We start from the raw sequence: 19840 nt of genomic DNA, 5'->3' as shown, positions 1-19840 counted from the left end.
TCGCGGAGTCGAATACGTTAAACTCATTGGAGCTTGGTCTATCACTGCAATCGACAACACAAAACTTGTGCTTCCACCGGAATTACTTGCCGTTACTGTGTAATTCGTGGCCGCTGATAATTCTGTCGGTGTGCCGGAGATAATTCCCGATGCGGTGTTGAAACTTAATCCGTTTGGTAAACTCGGTTCGATGGAATAATCCAAAACTGCTCCGCCGGAAATCGTTGGAATCAAATCCGTAATGGCCTCATCAATTGTGAAGATATTCGGAGTCGAATACGTTAAACTCATTGGAGCTTGGTCTATCACTGCAATCGATAGTACAAAACTTGTGCTTCCACCAGTATTACTTGCCGTTACTGTGTAATTCGTGGCCGCTGATAATTCTGTCGGTGTTCCGGAGATAATTCCCGATGCGGTGTTGAAACTTAATCCGTTTGGTAAACTCGGTTCGATGGAATAACTATCTGCTACAGATGTAACGGTAGGAATTAAAGGTAAAATTTCTGTCCCAATTGTGAATACATTCGGAGTAGGATATTGCAATGGCAACTGAACACCTTTGGCAGAAAAATTATTAAAAGTGACCCTATCACCATTATCAATTGTCATATTAGGTCCTGTAAATCGTAATCTAACTTTGAAATTAGGATTATTTGCTGCTCCCGAAATGGCTGAAAAATCAATTTCAAACAGTTGAAAATTGGATGTTAGTGCAAGAGATGTTTCAGTTAAATCGGTTGATATCCAAACCGGATTTCCTTCTGTAATCGAATAATCAACTACAATTGCATCGGCTGCATTTTCATCTTTAGCTGCAAATCCAAAAATAATATCTTTATATCCTAAGGTTGAAAAAGTAAAAATCATAGTATTTTCTAAACCCTGATATTGAAAAGGTTGCTTAATTTGTAATCCTCGCATATTTGCTGAAGCAAAAGGTATATTGTTGTTAGCTTCAGGGATATAATTAATCGTCGTTGGACTATTTCTTCTCTCCATCGATGCTTTTCTCCAGTTTGGATGAGCATTGGTAAACGGATAACCTTCTAAACAAGATTGAAAAGTAAGAACACCATCATTTAAAACCTCAAAAGTTGAATTAATTGAAACAATTGGGGTATCATTTGGCAAAGAAGAATTCATTAACCAAAAATAAATTGGTTCAACCGATTCAACTGCAAATCCTTCTGGGACAAAAATGGCCGTTACTGAAAAATTAATGGCTGAATCAACTATAATTTCTTCCTCTGTACTTGTAGAAATTCCCTCCCAATGACTAAAAACATAGCCTTCTTTTGCAATAGCTTTTAATTTTACAGGAATATTCGAAAAATAAATTCCCACCCAAGGATATGGATTTGAATTAATTCCAGGAGTTGTAGAAAGAACATCAATTGTGTTTATTTTTACAAATCCATGGTCTTGATTAGAAACATCAATAGTAACCTCAATATTTGTAGCAATACCAAATTTATCGCGGATGTGAGTTCTTTGAAATCCGGATCTTTGATTAGCAAAATCAATTTCTCTATTTAAAAAATAATTCCAATCACCAAAATCTTGAGGAGCTTTCCAACGGTCAAATTGTTTTGGCATTTCAGGTTCTAAAACGGTTTTCATTGAATTAATTTTTTCAACAATCCTATCCGAATGAAAATAAGTATTCATTAAATCCGCAAAACGATTGATAAAATCATTTTTAAAAGAATTATTTTCCAATAGCTTTCTTAATATCAACGTTGACCATTCCGGATTTGGCCATTCCGGACCATTTTCTGCAGTTGCATTTGCTAATGAATTTAGAGAAATACTTCCTCCACTAATTCCAAATGTTGAATCCATATCATGAATTGCCCAACGCCATCTTCCGTCTAATCCATAAGGAGCAGTTGGTTCATATTGAGCCGTTTTTTTTCTCCAATAAATAATATTATTCCCCGGCCAATCTACATTTTGAAAAAAAATATTAGAAATAAAATAATCCTGAAAATTTTCAGTATCCATTTGGGTTTTGATATAATTGTAGTGATTTGTAGGTGCCAAGGAATGACTTTCAAAATATTCAATCATTTCAAGATAATGTTCATTATCACCTTCCTCTTCGATGGCATTATTTTCTAAAACATCTAATTGGTCACTTTCAATTCCGTATTCTCTTTTAAAGTATTTATCATCATACTTTTCTCGTAAACTTAATATACCATAATATTCCCCATTTATGAATGTTATTGTTGGTTGATATGCTTCGGTTTCTACCCTCAAGCCTTTAATTAATTCATGATTCAAAGGGTCACGAAACATTGTGTGATAAAAATCACCACTTGAATTTTTTAAAGAAAGTCGGGTGTAACTATTATCCGTTTGGTCAGAAAAGAAAGTATAATCCAAATCCTCATCACCATATTCTGTTTTAGCATAGAAATTGAATGATTTACTTGGATAAATTCTGGAATAATTTCCACGAATTCGAATTCCAATATTTTGATTTATTACTTCTAAACCATTCACGAAATAACTAAAATTAGAGATTCTTTCAGAAGTTGCGCCTTTTCGAGCAAAATTTCCAATTTCATAATCTGCCACATCGGTTGGATTATTGATACGCCAAGTATCAAAATCTAATCCTGCAACATAAATACCATTGTTATAATCAAATAATTTATTTTCATCAATACTTAATGACACAATTGGAAGTGTAAATTCATTATTTGCTAGAGGCGAAATAAAATAATTTTTAGTTACAATAGGACTAGCTAAAGCACCTGCCTTTATAACTTTTGCCCGGACAACTGTTGATTTGAAAATTGGATTATTGGGTAAATAAGGTGGTATAAAATCATACGTAGATGAAATCATTGAAACTTTATTTGGTAACGGTGACCGATCAACAATTGGTATTGGCAAAGAATAAGCAAGGGTTTGAAAAGAGTTATATAAAAACGTGCCAAATGCCTGACCCGGAAGTTTTGGATATTGATTTTTATAACTATAAGTCGTTCCAGATAAATTATTTTCATCTGGTTCAGAGCCATCCAACGTGTAAAGTATTGTAACACCCTCATCTACAGAAGAGAGCATCAAATTAAAACCTGAAGTAAAAAAACCTGAATTTTGAGAAAATTGAGGTGGGCTAAGTGTTTCGTTATATCCAATTCCTGTGTTTTCAGCATTGGGTGTTGGAATTTGAAAATAAACAAATTCCCCAACACCATTGGGCGATCTTCCATAAGAAATATTTGCTAACATTGGAGCTGCTGGGGCAGAATTCACGACCGTTCCTAAAGGCTCTGTTAAAGATATTGTTTCCCCATCTCCACTAATTTTAAAATTAGAATGTAGCGGATTAGCGGGATCAGTTCTGTTTTTGTCTGATGCCCAAATTAAAAGATAACTCCCCGGATTAATTGTTACATTAGGGAAAACCCATTTAAATAATAGGGTTGAGTCGTCTGTCAAACCATATCCTTGTAAGTTTATGGGTGACAAACCTGTATTATACAATTCTATCCAATCCTGATAACTGGCATCTTCATCCATGTTTGTGGAAGTATTAGATGCTAAAACTTCATTAATCACAATATTTTGGCTAATAGCCGGAAAGGTATAGGCAATAGAAATCACAGCGGCGATTAGCAGCATTTTATTCATATTCAAAAATATTAGGTGGATGGAATTGTTTTTATAAAAGTAGTTTAATTAAAAACCTACTCTATCATTTTATCGATTAAAACCACATATTATCGATAAAACGAAAAGGAGGCTAATATGCCTCCTTTTTTATAAAATTATTTAAATGATTTATCTTTTGATTATTTTCTTCATATCAGATTTACCTTCTGCATTAAGTTGTAACAAATAAATTCCACTTTGAAGGCCACCAATATTAATTTGTGAAGTTTCTAATTCTCCAGATTTTATTAGTTTTCCATCTATTGTATAAAGATTATAATCCACTTTTGTATAATTGTGAGCGATATTCAACAGTTCTGTTGTTGGGTTTGGAAATACTTTGAAAACGAGTGCTGTGTTTTCTTCAACTCCAAGATTAAGTGATACTCCTCTAACACTAAAATTGTTGAAAGTAACTCTATTCCCTAAATCCTCTGCTAAATTAGCTCCGGAAAATCGAACTCTTATTTTTAAATTCTGATTATTATCAGAAAGAGGAACATTCACAAAATCAATATTAAATAATTGGTAAGCATCTGTTAATGGCAATGCAGATGAGCTCAAGCCTGTTAAAATCCAGTTTGGTGTTCCTGAAACAGTTGAGTAATCAAATATAAGTCCTTCAGCTGCTAATTCATTTTTGGCTGCAAATGCAAATTTTAAATCTCTATACCCTAAAGAGGAAACATTAAAAATTAAAGCATTTTGTTGACCATTATTTGTAAATGGTTGTTTAATTTGAATTCCTCTCATATTTGAAGTAGCAAAAGGAATATTATTATTTGCTTCCGGAATATAATTGATATCCGTTGGACTATTTCTTCTTTCCATTGATGCTTTTCTCCAATTTGGACTAGTTGCATCAAAAGGATAACCGGTTAAACAGGATTGATATTGTAAAACACCTTCCGAAGGAACTTCAAAAGTTGAATTCAAACTTGTAAGCGGTGTATCATTAGCAATTGTAGTATCTAAATTCCAAAAATAAATTGGCACTTCTGATCCAGGGCCACCTGATAGAACGAAATGAGCGGTCACACTGAAATTGTTTGCTGTAGTAATAGTAATTTCTGCATTTGTGCTCGTAGAAGCACCCGTCCAGTGACTAAAAATATATCCCGGTAATGGAATTGCTTTTAATGTAACCGGAATGTTTTGAAAATAAATTCCTGTCCAAGGATAAGGGTCTTCAGACACACCAGGTGTAGTGGATTTTATTTCAATTGTATTAATTTTAATAAAACCGTGAGTTATATCGTCTACATCTAGTGTAGCATTAATATCTCCTGTAATTCCAAATTTATTTCTAATATGTTGTCTTTGATATGTTGGTCTTGTATTCGCAAAATTAATCATTTGTTGAATACTATAATCATCCCAAACTTCGACAGTTTCCGGAGATTCCCAACGATCAATATGTTCTTGAATTTCCGGTTGAATTCTGGCTTTGAACAAGTTAATATTACTAACTACTCTAGATGGTAGAAAATAGGTGTTCAACATGTCGGCAAATCGATTAATAAAATCTAATTTAAAACCATTATTCTCTAATAATTTTCGTAAAATTAGTGTTGACCATTCCGGATTTGGGTAATCAAATATTCCGGTTGCTGTAGCAAATTCTAAAGTATTGTGACCACTTCCACTTGGATAATTTCCAAAACCATCATCTAAATCATTCATTCCGGCTCTCCATCGTCCATCTTGACCATAGGGTGCATTTGGTTCGTATGCTACAGTTCTTTTTCTCCAAAAAACAGTATTCCAACCAGGCCAATCCGTGTTTTGAGCATATATATTAGTGATGTTATAATCTCTGAAGTTTTCCGGATCTAATTGAGTTGTAATATAATTGTAATTTGCCTGATTAGCCAAAGAATTGGCTTCCATGTAGTCAGTCATCGCAAAATAGTGATCATTATCACCAGTATCCGGAGTTAAATCATCTTTCAAATAGTCTAAGTCAATTTCATCAATTCCGTAAACTCTTTTGAAATATTTATCATCATATCGTTCCCTAAGATTTAAAATACCCCAATATTCACCATTGACAAAAACAATACTTGGCTGATAAGCTTTTGTGTCCAATTTTAAGGTTTTAACTAAATCCTGTGTAAAAGCATCTCTGAATAAAGTGCTGTAAAAATCTTGTCCAGAATTTCTAAGTACTAATCTTTTATAACTGTTATAATTTTCATCTGAGAAAAAAGGATAATTAAAAGCATCTGAGCCATATTCAGAACGAGCGTACAGCCTTAGTGCTTTACTTTGAATATTTCTGGAATTTCCACCATTAATTCTAATTCCTAAATTTTGGTTTAAGACTTCATTTCCACCCACAAAATAGCTAATATTTCCTACTTGCTCGGTTAAATCTCCTGAACGCACATAATTTGCATTTGCATTGATATCATTAACTGTATTATTATCAGCGACTTCTGTTGGATTTAAAGCTCTCCAATCATCAAAATCTTTTCCGGCTACGAATATTCCATCTTCATAATCGAAAAATTTAGTTTCTGTTAAGCTAAGTGAAACGACCGGTAATGTAAATCTTGAAGTTCCTTGGGGAGATACAAAATAGGTTTTAGTTATTATCGGACTTGGTAATGCTCCAGCCTTAAACGCTCTAACTCGAACTACAGTACCTTTAAAAATATTAAAAGTGGGAACGTAAGAAGCAACATTATGATAAGTAGAAGACATTTTGGCCAAGTCATTTGGCTGAGAAGATCTATCTGTAATTGTAATTGGAGCTGAATAACTAAATGATCGGTAACTGTTTTGAAGAAGTGGACCACTTGTTTGTCCGGGTATTTCTACATAACTGTTTTTATAATTGTAATTTGTTCCGGAAACATTTGTTAATTCAGGGTCAGAACCATCTAAGGTGTAAACAATAGTTACGGTAGGATCGGGATGAGATACCGTCAAGGGAAAATTACTTGTAAAAAAACCACTGGCTGCAGAGACAGAAGGAGCAACTAAAACCTGACTGTACCCTTGTGTTGTATTGCTTTCCCAAGGTGTTGGCTGTGCAAAATAAACTAAGGTTGCAGCACCATCAGTTTGTCTACCGTAGGATATATTATTGCCAATAACAACAGCCGGATAGGTATCAGCAACTGAACCATCTGGTTTGGTTAAAGTAATTATTTCACCCCCTGAACCTATTTTAAAATTTGTGTGTAAATCGTTATTTATGTCTGTTCTATTTTTATCTGAACACCACAGTACTAAATGATCTCCCGGTTCAATCCAATATTCTGGGAAAACCCATTTGTAAGGTAAGGTTACATCATCTGAAATTCCATAACCTTCTAGATTGAAAGCAATAGCTCCGTTATAATAAATTTCAATCCAATCTTGGTATTCACCATCATCATCTGTTATGACTGCTGTATTAGTAGACATAATTTCATTTATAACCAATGTCTGACTATGTAATGTATTGATTCCTAAAAGGAAAAATACAAAAAGAGTAATTTTTTTCATCAAAGTAGGTTTTAAAATATTTATCAAAATTATGCAACATTTTACAATCTATTAATTTTTTGATAACATAATCGTTAAATAGTAATTTTATGACGACCAAATGTTAAAAAAATATTGGACTTATAAATTTTAGTCTATTAATAATTTATTATTTTGTTGATAAAATCATCATTTAGTTGAAAAATTCAAAAAATATTAGCCCTTGTTTAACGAAAAAATACATCCTTAATAATTACTTTTGTGAGCATAAAACAACACAAATTTTACCACATCAAATTAAATGAAAACAGATGCCTTTGCTTTACGCCATTTAGGTCCACGTGAGAACGACTTAAATCACATGTTCAAAACCATAGGAGTTGAAAGTTTTGACCAACTTATATTTGAAACGATTCCGGATGATATCCGACTTAAAAAAGACTTAGAATTAGACCCCGCCATGACCGAATATGAATATTTGAATCATATTCAGGAACTAGGCAACAAAAATAAAGTTTATAAATCTTACATAGGTTTAGGTTATAATCCTGCAATTGTACCAGCAGTAATTCAACGAAATATTTTTGAAAATCCAGGTTGGTATACCGCCTACACCCCTTATCAGGCAGAAATTGCACAAGGCCGTTTAGAAGCTATTTTAAATTTTCAAACCACTGTAATTGAATTAACAGGAATGGAAATTGCCAATGCTTCTCTTCTTGACGAAGGAACTGCAGCTGCTGAAGCAATGGCTCTTTTATTTGATGTTAGAACAAGAGATCAGAAGAAAAATAATTGCAACAAATTTTTTGTTTCTGAAGAAATTTTACCACAAACTCTATCGGTTTTACAAACACGTTCAACTCCGAAAGGGATTGAATTAGTAGTAGGAAATCACGAAAATTTTGACTTTTCATCCGATTTCTTTGGTGCAATTTTACAATATCCAGGAAAATTTGGTCAAGTGAATGATTATGCTAAATTCATTTCTAAAGCAAAAGAAAAAGAAATCAAAGTGACCGTAGCAGCTGATATTTTATCTTTAGTAAAATTAACTCCTCCGGGCGAATTTGGAGCTGATGTTGTTGTTGGAACCACGCAACGTTTTGGTATTCCGATGGGTTATGGCGGACCACATGCTGCCTATTTTGCCACTAAAGAAGAATACAAACGTTCAATGCCGGGAAGAATCATTGGTGTAACTATCGATGCTAACGGAAATCGTGCTTTGAGAATGGCTTTAGGAACACGCGAGCAACATATCAAACGAGAAAAAGCAACTTCTAACATTTGTACCGCTCAAGTTTTATTGGCTGTTATGGCCGGAATGTATGCTGTTTTTCACGGCCCAAAAGGGTTGGAATATATAGCCAATAAAGTTCATTCCTCTTCAGTAACGCTTGCAAATGCATTAAATAAATTAGGTGTTTATCAAACAAATTCCTCTTTTTTTGATACACTTTTAGTAAAAGCAAACGCTCAAAAAGTAAAATCAATTGCAGAAAAACATGAAGTTAATTTCTTTTATGTTGATAGTGAAACCATTTCTATTTCATTAAATGAAACAACTTCCATTAATGATATCAATCAAATCATTTCTATTTTCGCTGAAGCTACTGGAAAAGAAAGTTCATCTATAAGTCAATTAGTTAATGAATCAATGATTCCGGAAAATCTGGTTAGAAAATCTGCTTTTCTAACACATGACGTTTTTAATAACCATCATTCTGAAAGTCAATTGATGCGTTATATCAAAAAACTTGAACGCAAAGATTTATCCCTAAATCATTCCATGATTTCTCTTGGGTCGTGCACAATGAAATTAAATGCCGCAGCCGAAATGCTTCCTTTGAGCATGGCTAACTGGAACAACATACACCCTTTTGCCCCAATTGATCAAGCAGAAGGTTATCAAATCATGCTAAAAAAACTAGAGCAACAATTAAATGTAGTAACTGGTTTTGCCGGTACTACTTTACAACCAAATTCTGGTGCTCAAGGAGAATATGCCGGTTTGATGACCATTCGTGCTTATCATTTATCTCGTGGTGATAAACACCGAAATGTTTGTTTGATTCCTGCTTCTGCACACGGAACTAATCCTGCTTCAGCGGCAATGGCCGGCATGGAAATTATCGTTACAAAAACTACTGAAAATGGAAATATCGATGTAGAAGATGTAAGAGCAAAAGCTATTGAGCATGCTGCTAATTTATCTTGTTTAATGGTGACCTACCCCTCTACTCACGGTGTTTTTGAAAGTGCAATTCGTGAAATTACACAAATAATTCATGATAATGGAGGATTGGTTTACATGGATGGAGCCAATATGAATGCTCAAGTTGGATTAACAAATCCTGCTACAATTGGTGCTGATGTTTGTCATTTAAATTTGCATAAAACGTTTGCCATTCCTCATGGTGGTGGCGGTCCTGGTGTTGGTCCAATATGTGTTAATGAAAAATTAGTGCCTTTTTTACCTTCAAATCCAATTATCAGTATTGGTGGAGATCAGGCGATTACAGCAATTTCTGCAGCACCTTATGGATCTGCTTTAGTTTGTTTAATTTCCTATGGATATATTTCTATGCTTGGTGCTGAAGGATTGAAAAAAGCAACAGAATATGCTATTTTGAATGCAAATTATATGAAAGCTCGTTTAGAAGAACACTATCCCATTTTGTATTCCGGAGAATGTGGAAGAGCGGCTCACGAGATGATTTTAGATTGTCGTGCTTTCAAACAACAAGGTGTGGAAGTAACCGATATTGCTAAACGATTGATGGATTATGGATTCCACGCACCAACTGTTTCTTTCCCGGTAGCCGGAACGTTAATGATTGAACCAACTGAATCAGAAGATTTGGGAGAATTAGACCGTTTTTGTGACGCGATGATTTCTATTCGTAAAGAAATAAAAGAGGCAACCGCCGACAATCATTCAACTGTTTTACACAATGCTCCACATACATTGGCTATGCTGACTGCAGACAACTGGGATTTTCCTTATACCAGAGAACAAGCGGCATTTCCATTAGATTATATTTCAGAAAACAAATTCTGGCCAAGTGTTCGCCGAGTTGACGATGCTTATGGCGATAGAAATTTAGTTTGCAGTTGTGCTCCTATTGAAGCCTACATGTAAATTTTATTTAAAATAGTTCAAGGTTCAAAAAAGTTTAAAGTTGTTTCGTTACTTCTTTAAACTTTTTTTACTTTTACCATTTACCCATAATCATTTCCCATTTCACAATAAAATGTCCGATATACAAACCCAAGAAGATTTATATTTATTGGTTGATGAATTTTACAAAAAACTGCTGGCTGATAAAACAATCAGCTACATTTTTACCGATGTTGTTAAAATTAAATTGGAAGAGCACCTTCCCATATTAGTTACCTTTTGGTCTCAAGGGATTTTAGGAACGGGAGGTTATTCAAAAAATTTGACACAAATTCATTTAGACGTGAATGAAAAAGAATATTTATCACCGGAATTATTTAGCATTTGGTTGAATCATTTTTATAATTCAGTAGATGAAAATTTTAAAGGTGAAAAAGCAGAACGCATAAAAACACAAGCTTTAAGCATTGCTACCGTTATGCAGATAAAAATTTTGAACCAAAAAAAAGAGGAAATATGACATTCTTAATTTAAAGTCTAATTAATGATTTTTTCATAAAAACAAAAAGTTATTGAACGATTTCGAAACGTAAAACGATTATAATTAATAATTTTGTACCTTAACTGATTATATAAAGTTATGAATATAAAAATAACAGGTTCCGGATGTTACATTCCAACTGAAAAAATATCAAATTTAGATTTTGCTAAACATACGTTTTTAAATGATGATGGTACGCCATTTCCATACCCAAACGATATTGTTACGGAAAAATTTAAAGAAATAACAGGAATTGAAGAGCGAAGATATGTTACTGATGATTTATTGACCTCTGATATCGCTTTTTTTGCTGCACAAAAAGCAATTGAGAATGCTGCTATTGATCCGGAAACACTAGACTACATTATCTTTGCTCACAATTTCGGAAACGTTAAAAAAGGAACTATTCAAACTGATTTATTACCTAGTTTATCTTCAAGAGTTAAACACAATTTGAAGATAAAAAACCCAAATTGTGTAGCCTATGACATCCTATTTGGTTGTCCCGGATGGATTGAAGGCGTTATTCAAGCTTATGCATTTATTAAAGCCGGAATGGCAAAAAAATGTTTAGTGATTGGGGCGGAAACATTATCCAGAGTTGTTGATATGCACGACAGAGATTCCATGATTTATTCTGACGGTGCCGGAGCAACAATAATTGAAGCTACAGAGGAAGATGGCGGAATTCTAAGCCATTCTACTGCTACTTTTACGTATGACGAAGCTTATTATTTATTTTTTGGAAGTTCTTTTAATAAAACTCACAATCCGGATGTTCGCTACATTAAAATGCAAGGCAGAAAAATATATGAATTTGCCTTAAGTCAAGTTCCAAAAGCGATGGCTGCTTGTTTAGACAAAAGTGGTATTGCTATTTCTCAGGTTAAAAAAATCCTTATTCATCAAGCAAATGAGAAAATGGATGAAGCCATTATTCAACGATTTTACCGAATTTATAAACAAACTCCTCCTGAAGGTGTAATGCCAATGAGTATTCATGAATTAGGGAATTCAAGCGTTGCCACAGTCCCAACCTTATATGATTTAATGGCTCGAGGTAAATTAAAAAATCAAGAATTAAACAAAGGGGATGTTATACTTTTTGCTTCCGTAGGTTCAGGAATGAATATTAATGCAATTGTATATCAAATGTAATTTTAAAAAATGAATTCTATCAATTGCTTTCATCTTTTAATTAAAATTTAAAATGTACGAAAAAACATTTCCGAATAAACGATTCAAAATCACGCTTGCGTTTTTACAAAAAAACATTTCCACATCCGAAAAAATTTTGGATTTAGGAGTTGAAAATCCTTTCTCAAAAATAATGTCTGAAAATGGATATAACGTTATCAACACAAAAGGAGAAGACTTAGATGAAAATCAAAGTTCACTCATCAACGAGCATTATTCCGTAGTTACTGCTTTTGAAATTTTTGAACATTTATTAAACCCATATACTGTTTTACAAAATTGCAATGCTGATAAAATTCTTATTTCTATCCCGTTACGCCTTTGGTTTTCATCTGCCTATCGTAGTAAAACAGAAAAATGGGATCGACATTATCATGAATTTGAAGATTGGCAATTGGATTGGTTACTTGAAAAAACCGGTTGGAAAATTATTGATAAAATTAAATTCACACATCCGGTTAAAAAATTAGGTTTTCGCCCATTATTAAGATACTTCACCAATAGGTATTATTTGGTTTATGCTGAAAAAGCTACATGATGAATTACTATATTATCATTCCGGCACACAACGAAGAAGCATTTGTTGGCTTAACGCTTGAATCAATTGCCAAACAAACCCATTTACCAAAAAAAATGGTGATTGTAAATGATAATTCTACCGATAATACAGAAACAATTATTCGAGAATTTGCTAATCAACATCCTTGGGTTTCATGGACTACTATATCTTCAGATGCCTCACATCTACCGGGAAGTAAAGTAATTCAAGCATTTCAAAAAGGATTAGCATTGCTCGATAATGAATATGATTTTATTGTAAAGGCCGATGCTGATTTAATTTTTCCAATCAATTATTTTGAAACAATTCAAACGCATTTTCAAACAGATAAACGAATTGGAATGGTTGGAGGTTTTGCCTATATTGAAAAAAAAGGAGAATGGATTTTAGAAAATCTAACGGACAAAGACCATATACGAGGAGCTTTTAAAGCCTATCGGAAAGAAACTTTCAAACAAATTGGCGAACTAAAACCAGCAATGGGTTGGGATACGGTTGACGAATTACTTTGCAAATTTTATAATTGGAGAGTGGTAACAGATGCAACACTGAAAGTCAAACACTTAAAACCTACCGGAGTAAATTACAACAAAAATGCACGTTTTAAGCAAGGTGAAGCATTCTATTCTTTAGGATATGGTTTTTGGATTACTGCTATTGCTTCAGCCAAATTAGCTATTCTTAAACGAAAACCATTACTTTTTTTTGATTATATGCAAGGTTTTTGGAAAGCTAAAATGGCTAAAAACCCACTTTTAGTAACCCAAGAGCAAGCTGAATTTATTAAAAAGTATCGATGGAAAACCATGAAAGAAAAATTATTTTAGGGTTTAAAAAGAGGAAAATGTTAATTCGTTTACAAATAAAAAAAACTGCCAAACAGTAACCAAAACTTTTTGTTATTTTTGCTTTATGCTAAAAATTCTTACCCACATAGGGAAATATTTCTTAATGTTAAAAGAAGTCTTCAACAAACCACTTAAATGGAGTGCGATGAAGGTCTTGATTTTTAAAGAAATTGACGATTTAATCATTGGATCATTGGGCATCGTGGGGTTCATTTCCTTTTTTGTTGGCGGCGTGGTTTCCATTCAAACAGCACTTAATCTAACAAACCCTTTAATTCCCAGAGATTTAATTGGTTTTGCCACACGACAATCAGTTATCCTTGAATTTGCTCCTACTTTTATTTCCGTTATTATGGCAGGTAAAGTAGGTTCATTTATCACTTCCAGCATAGGAACCATGAGAGTAACAGAGCAAATAGATGCTTTAGAAGTTATGGGTGTTAATTCATTAAACTATTTAGTATTTCCCAAAATTATTGCCATGTTATTTTATCCTTTTTTAATTGGGCTGAGTATGTTTTTAGGAATTCTAGGTGGCTGGATGGCTGGAGTTTATGGCGGTTTTTCAAATAGTGAAGATTTTATTCGAGGGATACAAACCAATTTCATTCCGTTTCATATTACCTATGCATTTATCAAAACTCTTGTTTTTGCATTTCTGTTAGCCACTATTCCTTCCTACCATGGTTTTTATATGAAAGGTGGAGCGTTAGAAGTTGGAAAAGCAAGTACGGTATCATTTGTTTGGACTTCCGTTGCTATTATTCTGTTTAATTATATTTTAACTCAATTATTATTAAGCAAATGATAGAAATTAAAAATATTGAAAAATCATTTGGTGATACTCAAGTTTTAAAAGGTATTTCTACCATTTTTGAAACTGGGAAAACTAATTTGATTATTGGCCAAAGTGGATCAGGTAAAACTGTTTTATTGAAATCTTTATTAGGAATTCATACTCCTGACAAGGGCACTATTTCTTTTGATGGAAGAATTTATTCTGAATTAAATTCAAATGAAAAAAGAGCATTACGAACAGAAATTGGCATGGTATTTCAAGGCAGTGCCTTATTTGACAGCATGACTGTAGAAGAAAATGTTGGTTTTCCATTAACCATGTTTTCCAATAAAACAAAAGATGAAATTAAAGAACGTGTTGATTTTGTTTTAAAACGAGTAAACCTTATTGATGCAAATTCAAAAAAACCCTCAGAGATTTCCGGTGGAATGCAAAAACGGGTAGCTATTGCAAGAGCAATCGTAAACAATCCAAAATATTTATTTTGTGATGAGCCCAATTCCGGACTTGATCCAAAAACTGCTATTGTTATTGATAATTTAATTAAGGAAATTACAGAAGAATATAATATCACAACAGTCATCAACACGCATGACATGAATTCTGTTATGGAAATAGGCCAAAAAATTATCTTTCTAAAAGAAGGTATCCTAGCATGGGAAGGAACCAAAAAAGATATTTTCAAAACCGATAACGAAGCAATAGTGGACTTTGTTTACTCCTCTAATCTTTTCAAAAAAATCCGAAAAGCCCAAAACAAAGAAGACAAATAGTTTATTTTATTCTGAATAATTTACCGATTAATTTTCGAACATCATCTAATCGTTCAATGTTTTCAGTAAAGGTTTCTAACGCTGCTGAACTCTTTAAATCCAATTTACTTCCTGACAAAGTAGATTGCAACGGATAAACTATCAGTACATTATTTTTATCAAAATATTTATTCATGAAACCGGGAATACTACTCATCACCGAGTTATAAGAAAGATTTAATTTTCTACTCATTACAACTACTAAAGTATCGTCTTTGTTGATATGACGAGATAAAATTAAGAAATCATCCCAATCAGAAAACAAATTAAATTCAGCATCTACAGGATGTTTAGCATGGATGTCTTTTATAAAATTTATTGTCGTTTCAGAGCCATAAAAAACAATTTTAGAACTTGTGTTTTTTCCTAAATTCCAAATTTTAATGAGCCAAAACGGAAACCCAATTTCACGTTCCGCACGCTCCGGAATGACAACAATAAATCGTTTTACAGTTGACAATGGCTGAACAGATTTATAAATAAATGTAGTTGTTTTACATTTATTTAAAATTCCGTCTGTTAAAGGTCCAAATAAAGAATCTGATGCTCCAAGAGATTCTGTTTGACCTAAAATAATATCAGATATTTTATGCTCTTTAACAACACTTGAAACACCATTTAAGATGTTTAAGTCGTATCGCATAAGCATATTTAAAGAATTATCTGTTGAGGAAGCAACTACAGCTGCTCTTTTTACAATTTTTTGAGCTTTACTTTCTAAAACTGCTGTTGATGCATTATTGCTAATTACATTCAAAGCAAATAATCCGGTTTTATTTTTTTTCGATTTTATAGTTACTGCAAGGTTAATTAATTCATCAACTGAATCAACACTTTTCATTGGAATTAAGATTTTTTCATCGCTTTCAATCACTACATCATCTTCACTATCCGTTTCATCATTTTCAGCTAGAGCAATATTATAAGCCCCTTTTTGAGCCACAAATGAAGCAATGGTACAAGTAATTAGAATCATTAAAATGGTTCCATTTAACACATTTTCATTTAGTAGTCGGTTAGGTATTCTAATGTCAGCTAATTTTCCATTGACAAAACTCATTTGTGTTTTATCATTTAATTTAAAAGAGCCTTTTGCCTCAATATTATTAACAAAAGCAATACTTCCCAAAGTTGGGTATTCCCCTTTTTTCAATTCACTGAATAATATAACTTGATTATTCTCCGTTGTTAATTTATTGTTTTTAAGATGTACTTCATTATAAGAATTCACACTTTTATAATCGACAATAATATTGAACCCGACCAAAACTGCCGCTAGAGTAGCAGCTGCTTGAGCATTACTTAATCCGAATATTAATCGTCTCTCATCTCTTGTATAACCAAACAACTTTTGAGTAATATATGCGGGTAAATATTTTCCAACAATAGCTACAACCGTCATAATTCCTGCTACTTGGATTGTGTCCCAATCTTTAATAAAAGCTTTATAATCAATCAACATACCAACCCCAATCAAGAAAAATGGTATGAAAAGTGCATTTCCCACAAACTCAATACGATTCATTAAGGGTGAAGTATATGGAATCAATCGATTCAATGCTAAACCGGTTAAGAAAGCACCAATAATAGCCTCAATGCCGGCCAATTCCGCCAATGTACATCCCAAAAACACCATCGCTAACACAAAAATATATTGTGAAATATTATCATCATAGCGTTTAAAAAACCAACGCCCTATTATTGGAAAAATAAGCATCACGACCAATCCAAAAAGAATGACTGAAAAACCTAAACGAATCCAAAATTCCTGATTGATTTCACCGGTTTGCATGCCCGCAATAACTGCAAGAACTAAAAGAGCGAGTGTATCAGTAATCATCGTGCCTCCGACAGCTACAGTTACAGCTCTATTTTTGGCAACGCCCAATTTACTGATTAATGGATAAGCAATCAACGTGTGTGAAGCAAACATACTGGCAAGCAAAACAGAGGTTGCCATTGAAAAATCCAATACATAAAGACCTACAACAGTTCCCAATATCATTGGAATTGAAAAAGTAAGCATTCCAAAAATTAAACTTTTGGAACTGTTTTTCTTGAATTCAGCCAAATCAATTTCCAACCCAGCCAAAAACATAATATACTGCAAGCCAACTGTTCCAAATAAAATAATACTCATGTCACGAGCAATCAAATTCAGCCCATTCGGACCAATAATTGCTCCAGCGATAATTAAACCTATGAGATGCGGAATTCGTAGTTTGTTCAGTATAATAGGTGCAAACAGAATGATAAATAATATCAAAGAAAACAGCAAAACCGGATTCTTGAGTGGTAAAGTGAAATCAATGCCTATTAAAAATATCATACTATTCAATTGTATAATTAATTTATTCTGTCGCTTTTTTCATAATTGATTTAATCTCTTGCTCTTTGTCTTTTGGGTAAATGAGCAAAACATTCCCTTCGTCTACAATTATAAAATTATCTAAGCCGTCGATAACAATTAGTTTTTTATCATGAGCTCTGATAATATTATTTGTTGCGTTTTCCAAAATTACTTTTGAATTAACTACTGCATTATTTTGTTCGTCTTTATCGAGTTTATCATATAATGAACCCCAAGTACCTAAATCGTTCCAATCGAAAGTTGCCGGTAAAACAAAAACATTTTTGGCTTTCTCTAAAATGGCATAATCAATTGAAACATTTTCAGCTTCAGCATAATTTTGATTGATAAATTCTTTTTCTTCAGAAGTATTTAACTGACTGTAACCATTACTAAATAATTTATTCATTTGTGGCTGAAATGTTGAAAAAGCTTCAGTTATCGATTGAACCGACCAAATAAAAATACCCCCATTCCAGAGAAAATTACCGCTTTTCAAGAACGATTTTGCCGTTTCATAATCAGGCTTTTCTCTAAACTGGTTGACTTTTTTTATTGGATTGTTATCTGTTTTATCAAATTCGATGTACCCAAAACCGGTATTGGGAAAAGTGGGTTGAATACCTAAAGTCAATAACGCATTTTCTTTTTCACAGTAATCAAAACACTGTTGTAAATTAGCATTAAATGCATTTTCATCTTCAATCCAATGATCGCTTGGAGCGACAACCATCAAAGCATTCGGATTCATTTTTTGAATTTTCAAGGAAGCATATAAAATACACGGAGCGGTATTTCGCATAGCGGGTTCCAACAAAACCTGTTCTTGTTTCACCATCGGCAGCTGTTGAAACACCAAATCATTGTAACGTTCATTGGTTAATATCAAAATATTTTCAATCGGAATAAGTTTTGACAATCGTTGAAACGTTTTCTGAATCAGTGTATCGCCTGAACCCAACATGTCGTGAAACTGTTTAGGGAATTCAGTGGTACTCACCGGCCAAAAACGTGAACCTACTCCACCGGCCATTACTATTGCGTAATAATTTTTGTTCATTTTTTTAAGGTCTAATTATTCTAATGATTGACAAAAATATAGAAAATAAGTCCTTAATGTTTTCTATCCCGGAATTATTTCCACCTCAGCATTTGCATTAAACAAATACAACTTTCCGGATTTTACTTCTAAGCATTCATAGCGTTTAACCCGTAATCCTTTTTTTTGAAAAATTTTCCCGTTTTTTATTCTAAAAAAACTACCAGAAGGAACTTCATGAATAAAATGAATATCGGGTTTTCGTTCGTCAAATTGTTTTAAAACAAAGGCCAATCGTGCATCGGTATCACTACTTGCAGATGGATTTCTGAAATGATTGGCTACAAAAGGCAAAACGTGATTGGGAAAAATCTCCGGACGAATAAACGGAACCATCAACCGTTGAAAAGTCATTTTCCATTCTACTCCATGAGGTTTAATGTATCGTCCGTGTTTTTCAAAAGCAGCTAAATGAGCAATTTCATGAACCAGCGTAATCAAAAAACGGTATTTATTCAAATTGGCATTCACCGTAATTTGATGCATTCCTGAGGGATGCTTGCGATAATCACCATGACGCGTTTGACGTTCGTTCACAATTTTTAAGTGAACCGAATTGGTTTTAATCAACTCAAAAACAGGTTCAACCGCATGTTCCGGGAGATATTTTAAAAGAACTTCACTCATTAAAAAACTAAAAATTATGGTGTTGATGAACTTACCTGAATCACTCTTCCGTTAAAATATTTCGCTCCGTTTAACGAAAAACCAACAATATAATCGGCCATTTCTTTCGCAGAAAGTGGTGCTTCGTAACCTGGGAAAGCTTCTTGCAACATTTCGGTCTGAACAGCTCCAAGTGCTAAAACATTAAAAGAAATGCCTTGTTCTCGATATTCTTCTGCTAATAATTCCGATAGTGTTATCACCGCCCCTTTACTTGAAGAATAAGCCGCCAATCCAGCAAACTTCATACTCCCTTGAATGCCTCCCATCGAACTGATAGTTACGACATGACTTCCTTTTTGTAAAAACGGTAAACAAACGCGTGTCAAATTAGCAACAGCAAACACATTTACTTTGTAAACCTTTTCAAAATCTTCATGTGAGGTCTGTGAAAATGGTTTTAACAACAAACTTCCGGCGTTGTGAATAATTATATCCACTTTTTTCCAAGTTTGGGATAGAAAATCGGAAACTTTATGCAACTCCTTTTCGCTTGATAAATCAATGGAAAGACAAGTAATGTTGGAATGTTCAATTAATTCTTTGGGTGTTTTTCTTGAAATGGCTAAAACTTTATGACCAGCATTAGCAAATTGCAAAGCTAATTCAAAGCCAATTCCGCGGGAAGTTCCAGTGATGATGATATTTTTCAATTGCTATCTAATTTTCGTAAAGATAAGAAAAGAATAGAAATGAAAA

General features: G+C 33.3%; 13 protein-coding genes. 7 read left to right on the top strand and 6 right to left on the bottom strand.

Annotation, left to right across the window (positions count from 1 at the left end; translation table 11 throughout):
* Both C0512_RS07220 and C0512_RS07215 read right to left on the bottom strand, forming a co-directional pair.
* On the bottom strand, positions 1–3642 hold a 3642-nt coding region (locus C0512_RS07220), incomplete at its 3' end, for a CotH kinase family protein (protein ID WP_290860090.1).
* Between the two features lie 159 nt (positions 3643–3801).
* Positions 3802–7167: a CotH kinase family protein gene (locus C0512_RS07215; RefSeq protein ID WP_290860089.1), complete on the bottom strand. Its 3366-nt coding sequence runs from the start codon at positions 7165–7167 to the stop codon at positions 3802–3804.
* Between the two features lie 280 nt (positions 7168–7447).
* On the opposite strand from C0512_RS07215, the gene gcvP reads away from it, so the two are divergent.
* From gcvP to C0512_RS07180, 7 genes are all read left to right on the top strand, one after another.
* Entirely contained in the window at positions 7448–10291 is a 2844-nt protein-coding gene (gene gcvP / locus C0512_RS07210; protein WP_290860088.1) for an aminomethyl-transferring glycine dehydrogenase, read from the top strand.
* A gap of 112 nt (positions 10292–10403) precedes the next feature.
* Positions 10404–10790: a group III truncated hemoglobin gene (locus C0512_RS07205; RefSeq protein ID WP_290860087.1), complete on the top strand. Its 387-nt coding sequence runs from the start codon at positions 10404–10406 to the stop codon at positions 10788–10790.
* Between the two features lie 120 nt (positions 10791–10910).
* On the top strand, positions 10911–11969 hold the full coding sequence (locus C0512_RS07200) for a 3-oxoacyl-ACP synthase III family protein (protein ID WP_290860086.1): 1059 nt from the start codon (positions 10911–10913) through the stop codon (positions 11967–11969).
* A 52-nt stretch (positions 11970–12021) separates the two neighbouring features.
* Entirely contained in the window at positions 12022–12546 is a 525-nt protein-coding gene (locus C0512_RS07195; RefSeq protein ID WP_290860085.1) for a methyltransferase, read from the top strand.
* Positions 12546–13394: a glycosyltransferase family 2 protein gene (locus C0512_RS07190; RefSeq protein ID WP_290860084.1), complete on the top strand. Its 849-nt coding sequence runs from the start codon at positions 12546–12548 to the stop codon at positions 13392–13394. Before C0512_RS07195 ends, C0512_RS07190 begins: the two co-directional genes overlap by 1 nt.
* Positions 13395–13479: 85 nt before the next feature.
* Positions 13480–14223, top strand: a complete 744-nt coding sequence (locus tag C0512_RS07185; RefSeq protein ID WP_290860083.1) for an ABC transporter permease — start codon at positions 13480–13482, stop codon at positions 14221–14223.
* On the top strand, positions 14220–14987 hold the full coding sequence (locus C0512_RS07180; protein WP_290860082.1) for an ABC transporter ATP-binding protein: 768 nt from the start codon (positions 14220–14222) through the stop codon (positions 14985–14987). Before C0512_RS07185 ends, C0512_RS07180 begins: the two co-directional genes overlap by 4 nt.
* Position 14988: 1 nt before the next feature.
* On the opposite strand, the gene C0512_RS07175 is transcribed toward C0512_RS07180, so the two are convergent.
* The 4 genes from C0512_RS07175 to C0512_RS07160 all read right to left on the bottom strand — a co-directional run bounded on the left by C0512_RS07175 (position 14989) and on the right by C0512_RS07160 (position 19794).
* Entirely contained in the window at positions 14989–17355 is a 2367-nt protein-coding gene (locus C0512_RS07175) for a cation:proton antiporter (protein ID WP_290860081.1), read from the bottom strand.
* A gap of 22 nt (positions 17356–17377) precedes the next feature.
* On the bottom strand, positions 17378–18436 hold the full coding sequence (locus C0512_RS07170; protein ID WP_290860080.1) for a mannose-1-phosphate guanylyltransferase: 1059 nt from the start codon (positions 18434–18436) through the stop codon (positions 17378–17380).
* Between the two features lie 63 nt (positions 18437–18499).
* Positions 18500–19102, bottom strand: a complete 603-nt coding sequence (locus tag C0512_RS07165; RefSeq protein WP_290860079.1) for a SprT-like domain-containing protein — start codon at positions 19100–19102, stop codon at positions 18500–18502.
* 14 nt (positions 19103–19116) lie between these two features.
* Positions 19117–19794, bottom strand: coding sequence for an SDR family oxidoreductase (locus C0512_RS07160; RefSeq protein WP_290860078.1), 678 nt, complete (start codon positions 19792–19794; stop codon positions 19117–19119).
* Positions 19795–19840: the final 46 nt, after the last annotated feature.

It is taken from the genome of Flavobacterium sp. (genome assembly GCF_013822155.1).
Classification (GTDB): Bacteria; Bacteroidota; Bacteroidia; order Flavobacteriales; family Flavobacteriaceae; genus Flavobacterium.
The sequence above is the reverse complement of the archived record's forward strand: the minus strand, read 5'-3'. Positions and strand labels throughout refer to the sequence as shown.

Bases quoted from the DNA above. Each gene is read 5' to 3' on its own strand.
- C0512_RS07165 (WP_290860079.1), bottom strand. From the start codon at position 19,102: ATGAGTGAAGTTCTTTTAAAATATCTCCCGGAACATGCGGTTGAACCT.
- gcvP (WP_290860088.1), top strand. From the start codon at position 7,448: ATGAAAACAGATGCCTTTGCTTTACGCCATTTAGGTCCACGTGAGAAC.
- C0512_RS07200 (WP_290860086.1), top strand. From the start codon at position 10,911: ATGAATATAAAAATAACAGGTTCCGGATGTTACATTCCAACTGAAAAA.
- C0512_RS07175 (WP_290860081.1), bottom strand. From the start codon at position 17,355: ATGATATTTTTAATAGGCATTGATTTCACTTTACCACTCAAGAATCCG.
- C0512_RS07215 (WP_290860089.1), bottom strand. From the start codon at position 7,167: ATGAAAAAAATTACTCTTTTTGTATTTTTCCTTTTAGGAATCAATACA.
- C0512_RS07205 (WP_290860087.1), top strand. From the start codon at position 10,404: ATGTCCGATATACAAACCCAAGAAGATTTATATTTATTGGTTGATGAA.
- C0512_RS07190 (WP_290860084.1), top strand. From the start codon at position 12,546: ATGAATTACTATATTATCATTCCGGCACACAACGAAGAAGCATTTGTT.
- C0512_RS07180 (WP_290860082.1), top strand. From the start codon at position 14,220: ATGATAGAAATTAAAAATATTGAAAAATCATTTGGTGATACTCAAGTT.
- C0512_RS07185 (WP_290860083.1), top strand. From the start codon at position 13,480: ATGCTAAAAATTCTTACCCACATAGGGAAATATTTCTTAATGTTAAAA.
- C0512_RS07170 (WP_290860080.1), bottom strand. From the start codon at position 18,436: ATGAACAAAAATTATTACGCAATAGTAATGGCCGGTGGAGTAGGTTCA.
- C0512_RS07195 (WP_290860085.1), top strand. From the start codon at position 12,022: ATGTACGAAAAAACATTTCCGAATAAACGATTCAAAATCACGCTTGCG.